An 11,052-nucleotide genomic window follows, 5' to 3' on the forward strand; every position below is an offset into this window, starting at 1 on the left:
GGATGTGAATGCCTGCCGGGCCAACCAGACGTTTTCCTCCTGCTTTCCCGATGCCAATGTAAGCCAAGTAACCGCGGGCACTCCCATCCCTAACTCCGCTACTCCCGTGCACGGCCGCCGAATATTCTTCAAGCAACAACCCTCCTCCCAATGCACCGACACCTTCCTCTCGCATCCGGGGGGATGGAATGATCTTTTCATGCAGGGCCCTGACGCGCGGTTTCAAGGATCGCCGGATGTGAACATTGTTCTGGATGTCAATGTCACCCCGGACGGGCCTTACTATTGTGACCAGAATATTTCTGTTACTTTATCCATCACCGCCAATGCCGGCACACGCAAACCGGTGGATGTGATGGTGGTGTTCGACAAATCAGGAAGCATGAGTTGGGGGGGCCAACTCTCGACTTCCGATGCTCTCGGTATCGCCCTCTCAACAAGCACCGCGCTTATCGCGGACAGCTCGGGGGGGTTGCGGGATATCAATGTTGCCAACCCCGGCCTGCCCATGTTCTTCGACACCTATAATTCTCCCGGAATCGGCCGGGATGTGGACGCTTTCGGAAACTATGCGTATCTCGCGGACGGCACGCAAGGATTAAGGGTCGTTGGCATCTCAAACCCCATCAATATCTTTCCAGTGGCCCAGGTGGATGTGGGAGGGGGCGCTTATGGGGTCGCGGCGGAGGGCGATAAAACCTATGTGGTCACGTTTTCGTCGTCCAATGTGGATGAAAGCATGACCGCCGGTACCAACCAGGTCCTGGTGATTGGACGCAATGCGTCCAACCTATTCGCCGCCCAATCCTTCATCCCCAGCGTGGATTTCGTGAGCGGCGCCATGGCATACGTGCGCCGAGTAGGCAACCCTATTGGTAATCTGGAGGTGAATATCCGCGCCACGCTCAATGGGCCTAACTTAGGCACCGCTACGTTATCCCCTGGAAGCCTATCGGCTTCCTACCAAAGCGCTATCGTCTCTTTTCCATCCATCATCCCCCTCACGAGTGGTTCCACCTACTATTTGGTGCTCACCACCCCCTCTACTAATAATTCCAATTATTACCAATGGGGCGCACGCAATGGCAATGCTTATTCCAGGGGGAACGCCTACCAAAATACATCCTCCCAGAATTGGGATGCCCGTTTTCAAACGCATTTTATTGATGGATTAATTGTATTGGATACCAGCACCCCCACTTCGCCGACTATCATTGGAGCGGCTAGTCTGGATGACGGGTGGCGGGTGTGGGTGGATGGTGGCTATGCCTATGTTGCTGATGGAATCTCGGGAATGCGTATTTTTGACGTGACCCAAAACACTCCCCAGGAGGTGGGTTTTTACAACACATCCGGCTACGCCTATGAAGTCAGTGTGGACTACCCTTATGCGTTCGTCTCCGACGGTCTGGCGGGGGTGAGGTTCTTTGACATCTCTAATCCTTCTTCTCCCAACCTTCTCAGCACGTATAACACTCCCGGCACGGCCTACGCGGCAAGGGCAGATGGCACCATTCTTTATGTGGCCGATGGAAGTTCCCTGCAGGTGTTGGATTTCAGCACCATCAATACCCCCGCCTTTATCGATGCCTACACAACCCCCTACCGCTACCGGGATCTCGAGATAAACAACGGGTGGGCGTACCTCGCGGTCGATAATGCCATCCCCGGGCTCATCACCATTGATTTGTCCCAGGGCCCCAAAGTGGATCAGGCCATCGTCGCGGCCCAGACATTCATTGATTTCAATGGGTGGAGTGTTCTGCAGGATCAGATGGGGTTGGTTACCTACAACACCCTTTCGTACCTCGATGAAGTACTGACCTCCAATTTCGCGGCGGTGCGCAACACCATTGGAAACATTGTGGCATTTGGCGGCACCGCCACGGGATCCGCCATCGACAGGGCCACTAACGAATTACAGAGTGTGCGGGCGAACCCACTCGCATTGAAATTCCAGGTCCTCATGTCGGACGGCCAAACCAATTATGGAACAGACCCCGACACCGCCGCCATCGCCGCGGCCAATGCTAATATCATCATCTACACGATCGGCTTCGGTGCCGATGCGGATGAAGATGAACTCAAGAGCATCGCCTCCATTACGGGGGGCCAATACTACTTCGCCTCCGACGCCAATGCGCTCGTGGATATATACGCGCTCATCGCCCAGAACATCCAGAACCTCGCCACGGATGCCAACATCAGCACCTTCTTCGATCCGGGAACCATTCTTGTGGATGATGGAAATGGTTCCTTCTCCAATGGCACCCTCGTCTTCGACATCAACACTCAACTCCCACCCCCCTGGATGGCCTCTTACATATTCAATATCCCCTGCGATTCCCAGCTCGCGTGCGAGACGCAGGTCATTTCCATCCCCTCCCCGGGAACCTTTTTCGAATACATTGACACCAATGGGGAGTCAGTGAGAGTGGATTGGAATGTATTCGTGACGGATATCTTCAACCAACGCGACCTCAACATTCAAATTCATTCCGGCGACATCCTTTCCCCCGGAAATGTGGATTTAGGAGTGGAAGTGATCAGCGCTGGGACGTTGGATGCGCCTTCTTCCGAAGTGCGTTTCTACCGCGGCCCACCCACGCAGAATGATGTGCTCGCCTCCCATACGGTTCCTCCATTATGCGGCCAAGCGGACCCGGTGTGCGCTGCATACGCCTATACCTTCACCCAGAACCTGGGGGCCGAAGGGGAATTGTATGCTGTGGTGAATCCGGATGGGATCATTCCAGAGTGTTCCTACAACAACGAGGATGTCATCTTCTGCTACGCATTACCCAATACTCAATTCTTCACCCTGGATTATTGGGCGTGGTTGCATGAATAAGCACTCCAATCAACGTGGGGTGCTATTCACCTTCCTCACCTTCCTCCTAGTGGGGGTGGTCATTTCTCTTGTGGTTTTCTCAGTGAATGTCAACCAACGCACGGCCCGCAACACCATCGACATCTCGGCGCTCAATGCCATCAACGCCAAATACGACGACATCACGGATGACATTATTACCTTAGACCATCCCATTGGGGTGCCCAGCATCCGTCAACGCATATTCCCTTTTACGTATACTATTGACGCTAACCGCTTTCATGTCGACCAAACCCTCCCTATTGCCACGGGAAAACTGGGCGCCTACTTCGACCTCATCCATGCCTACCGCCTCTTCGCCATGGACAAAAATGTCAGCCGCACCTATGATGGGGTGGATGTGATGATTGACCTCCCGCGCCCCCCGGCCTGGGGGGGGACGGCCTCCACGGCTCAATTCAATCTCCTCCCCCAATGTATCCAATATGCCCTCCGCGACGACACCATGGTGTGGCTAGAAAGCATTTCCCAGTTGGGTTGCTCCAATACCTTCTCGATGAAAGACCAGGTGGAAAGAGTGGACATCACCCTATCCTTGTTATCCACCGTAGACGACTTCAATGGGGTCGCCTGCTCATTCGACAACACCCCCCAATGCCGCGACGACCCTTATGACCCCGATTCCCCATTTCCCTACATCCACCTTTCCTTTCAGGATAGCAACTGCGCGCTATGCCCACCCACCTATCCCCTCATCATCCGCGGCCATTTCGATCCCGAATTCCCAAACACGATTGCTTATTCCTGCGGGGACGCCAATTGTGTATCTTCTCCCATCATAGTGCAATTCAGTGAAGGGGTGCGTGTTACCCACGCCGGCACCCCCATTCGACTTGAAATGGACATGACATTTGTCCAGAAAATAGCGACCTTCTATTATCAGGACGCCAACTATAACGTTCGAAAACCGGGGTTCGACACCTACAAGAGCAATGCGGTGGTGTTCCCGACATGAAGACTATGGATCTCTTCGCTCTCGCCTTGGCGCTCATCGTGGGGGGCGGGCTCTTCTACTATCTCATTTACCAACCCTACACCGAAACACCCGCTACGGCCCCCACCTGGACGATTGATGCTCCGTCCTCAGTGGGGGTGGGAGAATCTTTTAACCTGACCATCACCCTCACAGGGGGGGATGGCCAGATGCTGACGCTCCAGCAGGACGAAAAGGAGTCCCAATCCCTCTGCTCGGGCGACCCATGTATCGTTTCATTCCCCCTCCGGTTCGACGCCGCTGGATTACAAATTCTGATTATCCGCCTCGGCCAATCCTTTCGACAAGTGGCAATTCCCGCCACCCAAACGGGACGCGTGTGCCTCGATGCCACCCTTGAAGGGCAGTGTTCCCAAACCCTTCCTTATCGGTGTTCGAACACCCACCTCATTGTCGATTGTGACAGGTGTGGGTGTCCAAAAGGGTTGGTGTGCACGAACACCGAATGTGTCGCGCCCCCTTTATCATTAACCATTTCCGCGCTTCTTGTCGACGAGGTGGCCTATTCGACACGCCCGGTGTCCCTTACCATTACCATCCATAATGACACAGAACATTCCGTGGAGGATATCTTCCTCTTCTTCATCGACGCGCTTGATAATAATATGGTTATCCAAACCACTCCCCAAACCGCGGTCTTCACCTTGCCTCCGCAAGGCAATCAGTCATTCACATTCTCATTCCGCCTTCCCGAGAATACACAAGCATTACGCGCCCGCCTGCACGAAAACACACCCCCCTACTCTTCCGATCACGCGCTTGCGACTTCGGAAGATATCCCTATCCACGTGATAATTGACAATGATCCCCCCGCACCCCCCACCGGGCTCACATTCCAAAACCCCTATCTTGAATGGGTCGCTTCGATATCCCCCGACACGGAGGTTTACATCATTTACCAACAGGACTTAGCCGCGGGGGGATTCACTACCTATTCTATATTCGGGGAAACCCCCGACACCCACTATCTCCTTCCCCCCCAACTCGAGGCCCGCGCCTATGTCATCCGCGCGCGAGATCATGCTGGTAACCTGGGAAGCCCCTCTGACCCCCTCCTGGTTCCCGCCACCCCTTAAAAACTCCAAATCAATTTTTCTCCCATGGAACGTCCCCCGGCTCCCCCCCACCCTTTCTGGAATGGGTTAACCAAACTCCTCCACCTGCATACCGCCCCCTCGCCAGGAAAGGAGGCTGCCTCTTTTTTACGCCCACCCATTTCCACTATTTCACCCCCCCGCCCCGTGCGCGGGCCGTCCATCCCAATACCCACCATACCCCCCCGTCAGCGTTCACTTCTCCCACAAGGGTATGTCTCTTCCCCCCAAACCCCACCCCCTTCTCCTCTTCCCACACGAACCCGATCACCTAATCCTTCTTCCATGCCGCGCCAGGAGGAAGATCCATTCATCGTCACCGACTATGATAAGATTCTCGAACTCGTGAAGAGCCGCCGCGCCATCAAACTGGATGAGATCGCCCGGCTATTAGGGCTCATGGAAGAGAAGGTGGCGCAAGAACTCCAAACCCTGGAAGACAATGGTCTAGTCGACGTGAAATACCCCGCATTCGGGGAACCCATCATCCTCTACAAAGAACCCGTGGCTCGGTGAAAAAATGGCGACCCTGGACTCCTACCAAATCCCCTCCTCCATCCCCCTGCAAATTGATATCCGCACGGAGGAAAATGAGTTCGTCAACATCTACCACCTCCACACCCCCCGCGTGGGTTTGGGAACACGTGCCCTCCTCAATGACCTCAAATCCAGGATCATCTCGGAAGTGAACATCTCATCCGAAAAGATGCTCGACGCCAAATTCGTGGGGGAACTCCGCACCCAATTCAGCGAAAAAGCCGAGGAACTCCTGTTGAAGGAATTACCCACCCTCTCAACCCTGGAAAGGAAACAGCTCGCGGCCATATTGCTCAATGAGATGGTGGGGTTAGGGCCCATCGAATTCCTATTGGATGACGGAAACCTCGAGGAAATCGTGGTGAACTCCGCCCAAGAACCCATATGGGTGTACCACAAGAAACACGGGTGGCTGAAAACCAACATCACCCTCCACCCGGAGGCGGAGATACAGAACTATGCCAGCATCATTGCTCGGCGCGTGGGCAAACAAGTCACCATCCTCAACCCTCTTCTGGATGCCCACCTCATCACGGGGGACCGGGCCAACTCCACCCTCTTCCCTATATCATCACGCGGCAACACCCTCACCATCCGCCGATTCCGCCGCGACCCTTGGACGGTAACGGATTTCAATTCAAGCAAAACCTCCACTCCTGAACTCATGGCCCTCATCTGGCTGGCCATGGAATACGAACTGAACATCATCGTCTCCGGGGGAACAGGGAGTGGAAAGACCACCTTGTTGAATGTCATGCTCCCCTTCATCCAACCCAATCAGCGCGTGATTACTATAGAAGACACTCGTGAACTTTCTCTTCCCGACTTTTTACACTGGGTGCCCATGACGACGCGTGAGCCAAACTCGGAGGGCAAAGGATCCATCACCATGTTGGATTTGCTCGTGAACTCATTGCGAATGCGCCCCGACCGAATTATTGTGGGGGAAATCCGACGCCAAAGGGAAGCGGAAGTGATGTTCGAAGCCATGCACACCGGACACTCCGTATATGCCACGGTGCACGCCAATACGGCAGAAGAAACCATTAATCGTCTCGTCAGCCCGCCCATTGAGATTGCCCCCGCCCTCTTGGAAGCGGTGCACCTGAATGTGGTGATGTTCCGCAACCGGCGATTGGGGGTGCGCCGTATCCTTCAACTGGCGGAGTTCGTTCCCATGAAGACGGGGAGCGAAGGCAAAACCCAACTGAAACCCAATATCCTCTACCGCTGGCGCGCCGCCAATGATTCCATCGAGAAATACGCCGAAAGCATTCGCCTCTACGACGAATTGGCTTTACACACGGGCTACACCCACCAGGAGATCAACCAAAACCTGGTGGAGAAAAAGAAGATCCTCGACTGGATGGGCACCCAAAAGTTGCGCGACATCAATGACGTAGGGAAGGTGATGGCTCAATACTACAGTGACCCCGATGCCATCCTCAAACGAGCCGGGGTGAAATGACTATATGATCGTGCGTTTCACGATGCCCTTCAGCCTGCTCCCCATGCCCATGCTCCGCTGGGCGAGCAAACACTTCATCGGGTTGGGCAGCCAATTCGGAAAAATGCTGCCCCTTCACGACAGCGACATGAAAAAAGCCGAATTTCCAGTGACGGTGAAGGAGTATGCCACCATGTCCATGGTGATCGTGCTCTTCTATTTCATCTTCTTCTCATTCCTTTTCTTCGTAATGAGCTTCCGCCTATTAGGGACACTGGACTTGCTCACCCCGCTCGGGGTGAGTTTCTTCCTCTCGTTCCTGGTTCTGCTCCAACTGATCACGTATCCCATTATCAAGGTCAAGAAGAAAGTGCGCGATCTGGATAGGAATTTGGTGTACGCCCTCCGCACCATCCTCGTTCAACTCTACTCCGGGGTCTCATTGTATGATGCCATGAAGGTGGTGGCCGAAGGCAACTATGGCGCCGTATCCAAGGAATTCAAGAAGGCGGTTGATCGCATCTCCACCGGGGAAATACAAGAGGTGGCCCTGGAACGCATCGCGGAATACAACCCCAGCCTCTATTTCCGCCGCGCCATCTGGCAAATAGTAAACGGGATGAAGGCCGGAGCGGATGTCACCGCGGTCCTTGCCGAGAGCGTGAACTCATTGACGGACGCCCAATCCATCCAGATTAGGAATTATGAATCCCAGATGAAAGTCCTTTCCCTCGTGTACATGATGCTCGGGGTCATCGTCCCCGCGCTGGGAATCACCTTCCTCATTGTCCTATCCTCATTCCCCCAAATCCAGGTGAGCGAGACCTATTTTTGGATCCTCCTCCTGTTCGTGGGGGTGGGACAATTTATGTTCCTGGGCGTGGTGAAGAGCAAGCGTCCCACTCTGCTGGGAGAATAAAAAGGAGAAAAAGGTATGTCGGCTGACATTGGCATTCCCGTATTGCGGGAAATACAAGATGCGTTTGAAACGCAGTTCCGCTACCTCGGCATGCGGATATCTTCTCGAAAATTTGTCATCAACATCGTCCTGATGGCCTTCGTATTAGGGGTGCTATCTACCATTATCACCTCCATTTTCCTCCAATGGAATATCATCCTCGTCTTCTTAGGAGCGGCCGTTGTATCCCTAGGGTTCATCGGCGCGACCTACCTTTTGCTCGATCTCCAAACGGAGGGGCGGGGCAGCCAAGTCGAAAAAATCCTTCCCGATGCGCTGCAACTCATCGCGAGCAACATCAAATCAGGGTTAACCACGGAACGCGCCCTCCTGGTGTCGGCGCGCCCCGAATTCGGGCCATTGGAAACCGAACTGAAACGGGTATCCACCCGCATCCTCTCGGGAATGCCAGTGGAGAAAGCCATTCTGGAGATTCCCCGCCACATCAAATCAACATTAGTTGAGCGTACCGTCTGGCTGCTCGCCCGAGGCATTTCTTCTGGGGGGGAAATAGCGGATCTCCTCTTACAACTTTCTCGCAACCTCCGCACCCAATTGGCGTTGCAGAGCGAGGCCCGCGCCTCCATTTCTATTTATCTAATTCTCATCTTCTTCTCCGCGGCATTCGGGGGACCCGCGCTGTATGCGGTGTCGTCGTTCATTGTGCAGGTCATGGCCTCCCAGATATCATCCACCCCGCAAGTAGACCCAGGGGTGCTCGCCCAAGCGGGATCGCGCTTCTCTGGATTGAGTGGGTTTATCAGCGGGCAAGGAGAGATAGTTGATCCCCAATTCATCGTCTTGTTCGCCCAAATCATGCTCTTCGTAGGAGGCATATTCGCCTCGCTCATATTGGGGGCCATCGCCACCGGAAGAGAAAAGGACGGGGTGAAATACATCCCCGTGGTACTGCTTTTCTCATTCGGCCTATTTTATCTTGTACGGTTCGTCCTGGTGGCGGCTTTCGGGGATCTGCTGCTTTAGGGTCGGTTATGGGAGAATCCTGCCTGCTTTTGCTGGTAGATAAATTTGGGGGCTGAAATTGACGGGTCTACTTGAAATTTGGTAAATATCTGAATACGAAATACCCACTTAAAGATAGTTTAAAATACTTTAAGATACTTTAAGATTGAATGACTGTAGAAGAGCTCCTGAGTCAAGAGGAAAGCGAGTCGCTCGAAAGAAAGTCCAGTATAGCCGATTCAAAAGGCATTGGAGAAACGGCTTGTGCGTTCGCTAACCAGCCATCTGGTGGGTTTTTCCTAATTGGGGTAGATAAAGCAGGAAACGTAGTTGGTGTTCCCTCACAAAAGGTGGATGATTGGACTCAAGCGGTTGCGAGTATTATTCAGTCTGCAAGGCCAGTACCAAAAGCTGATTTCAAAATAGTTGAAAATAATGCCAAAAAGATCTTGGTTGTTCAGGTGCATTCAGTGAATGACGAATATGCTTGCTTCTATCATGGAAAAATATACGTCCGAGTTGGAAATACAACACGTGCATTAAATGAAAAGGAGTTAATTGATTTTTTGCGTGTAAGGCAAATCCTTAGTTTTGAGGAAACAGTTTCAAGCGTCAAATTAGAAGATATTGAAAATTCCAAGGTTCAAGAATACCTAAAACTTCGAAATGAAAAAATAAGTCTAAATGAAAAAACGGCCCTTCAAAATATGGGGTTACTGAAAGGCCCAAATAAAGAAACTCCTACAAATTTGGCCCTTCTATTTTTTGCCCGAAAAATCGAAGCAGTTATTCCACAAAGCGAAATACGGTTAACTCGGTTTAAGGGGGTTGAGCCCATTCATATTGCGAATACTCAGCGGCTTACGGCCACTCTCATTGATGCAATCGAAAAAACGATTGGATTCATTGATTTATACACTGAAAAAGAGGTAATAATCCAGTTAACCCGAAGAACCGAAAAGCCAACTTATCCTCTTGAAGTAATTCGTGAAGCCGTGATCAATGCGTTGGGGCATCGGGATTACTTTAATCAAAATGCGACTCAAGTAAGCATTTTTGATGATCGCGTTGAAATAACAAATCCAGGATCCTTGCCAAAGGGACTGCCCATTTCACAGCTCGGCAGACTGAGCGTCCATCGAAATCCAAGATTGTATCAATTGCTCAGTCATGCGAAATACGGTGAAGGGCTCGGGACTGGAATTCCACGAATGATTGAACGGATGCGTGCTTGGAAATTGCCTGATCCAAAATTTGAGGAAATTGGCAACGCTTTTCGCGTGACACTATATAACACTAAAAGTACCCAAAAAATCAAGCGATTGGAACTAACTCCGCTTCAGGAAAAAATACTCCAGCTTATCCGTGAATCCAAAAGTACAAAAACGAAGACGCTTACTGAAAAAACTAACTATTCTGCACCGACAATCATTAATAATCTGAATGAACTTGAAAAAAGAGGGCTGATTAAAAAAATAGGTAAGACACGCGGGGCTCATTACATTTTACGAAAAGGCAGCACTTGAACTGGAAGTTAGATGCAGCGACCGTGAGACGCGTTGCCAATTTGAATGCGATGGCTTTTTCAGATATGATATCCGACATAACTAAAAACTGAGCGCTTTGAATTTCGATATGAGTGAAGATATTGCAAAGAAAAAACTGTTTTTTCAAGCTCCTCCAGAGAAACTTACTGGAATTGCGAAGTCGATTCAAGACTCTATTGACTCACTTAATAATATGTTCAAGCCACTCCCCATTTTTATCCCCGAATCTCCTCTCGTCATTCAAGAACGGAACCAGTGGGCCCGACATGATGAAATGGTTGGAATTTTGAAAAGCGGTTCAAATCAACAAAATTTGTTGAGTTACATTGCAACGGTTGCAGCCTTGGTCGGATCTATTCCAACGGTTGATATCTTGATTGAATATGGGTTCATTACACCGGAGATTGGAAAGAGTTTGATAATGCTTCTTTCCTTTGGGCTAATCATTGCGCTTTTTCTCTTTGTAGTGTACTATTGCGTACTTAATGTTAGATCTGCGGCTGAAAAAAAGCAACCTGAAAGTTTGACATTGAAGAACGAAAGTGACAAAGAGCTTGAGGATCAGGAGGGCTTTGTTAGCGCTATAGCGCTATAGCACTATAGCGCTATAGCACTATAGCGC

Annotated in this window: 9 protein-coding genes; all 9 read left to right on the top strand. The window is 51.5% G+C overall.

Annotated elements, in window-relative coordinates:
- Nucleotides 1-2,851: VWA domain-containing protein (locus tag Q8P05_02900; GenBank protein MDP2666422.1), on the top strand; the 2,851-nt coding region annotated here is incomplete at its 5' end.
- Nucleotides 2,844-3,845 carry a hypothetical protein gene (locus Q8P05_02905; protein MDP2666423.1) on the top strand — a complete coding sequence of 334 codons (1,002 nt, stop codon included), beginning with the start codon at nucleotides 2,844-2,846 and terminating at the stop codon, nucleotides 3,843-3,845. The genes Q8P05_02900 and Q8P05_02905, both read left to right, overlap by 8 nt.
- On the top strand, nucleotides 3,842-4,960 hold the full coding sequence (locus Q8P05_02910) for a hypothetical protein (GenBank protein MDP2666424.1): 1,119 nt from the start codon (nucleotides 3,842-3,844) through the stop codon (nucleotides 4,958-4,960). Before Q8P05_02905 ends, Q8P05_02910 begins: the two co-directional genes overlap by 4 nt.
- A gap of 24 nt (nucleotides 4,961-4,984) precedes the next feature.
- Complete coding sequence (locus Q8P05_02915) at nucleotides 4,985-5,494, top strand: hypothetical protein (protein MDP2666425.1); 510 nt, start codon at nucleotides 4,985-4,987, stop codon at nucleotides 5,492-5,494.
- A gap of 4 nt (nucleotides 5,495-5,498) precedes the next feature.
- A complete protein-coding gene (locus Q8P05_02920) occupies nucleotides 5,499-6,983 on the top strand; it encodes an ATPase, T2SS/T4P/T4SS family (protein ID MDP2666426.1) in 1,485 nt (494 codons plus the stop codon).
- 4 nt (nucleotides 6,984-6,987) lie between these two features.
- Nucleotides 6,988-7,881 carry a type II secretion system F family protein gene (locus Q8P05_02925; protein ID MDP2666427.1) on the top strand — a complete coding sequence of 298 codons (894 nt, stop codon included), beginning with the start codon at nucleotides 6,988-6,990 and terminating at the stop codon, nucleotides 7,879-7,881.
- 15 nt (nucleotides 7,882-7,896) lie between these two features.
- Nucleotides 7,897-8,904, top strand: a complete 1,008-nt coding sequence (locus tag Q8P05_02930) for a type II secretion system F family protein (protein MDP2666428.1) — start codon at nucleotides 7,897-7,899, stop codon at nucleotides 8,902-8,904.
- A 149-nt stretch (nucleotides 8,905-9,053) separates the two neighbouring features.
- On the top strand, nucleotides 9,054-10,409 hold the full coding sequence (locus Q8P05_02935; GenBank protein ID MDP2666429.1) for an ATP-binding protein: 1,356 nt from the start codon (nucleotides 9,054-9,056) through the stop codon (nucleotides 10,407-10,409).
- A 109-nt stretch (nucleotides 10,410-10,518) separates the two neighbouring features.
- The gene (locus tag Q8P05_02940; GenBank protein ID MDP2666430.1) at nucleotides 10,519-11,025 is read left to right on the top strand and encodes a hypothetical protein; all 507 of its coding nucleotides are present in this window, start codon (nucleotides 10,519-10,521) and stop codon (nucleotides 11,023-11,025) included.
- Nucleotides 11,026-11,052 lie beyond the last annotated feature (27 nt).

The sequence above is a fragment of the Candidatus Diapherotrites archaeon genome (assembly GCA_030688545.1).
GTDB lineage: Archaea > Iainarchaeota > Iainarchaeia > Iainarchaeales > VGJJ01 > VGJJ01.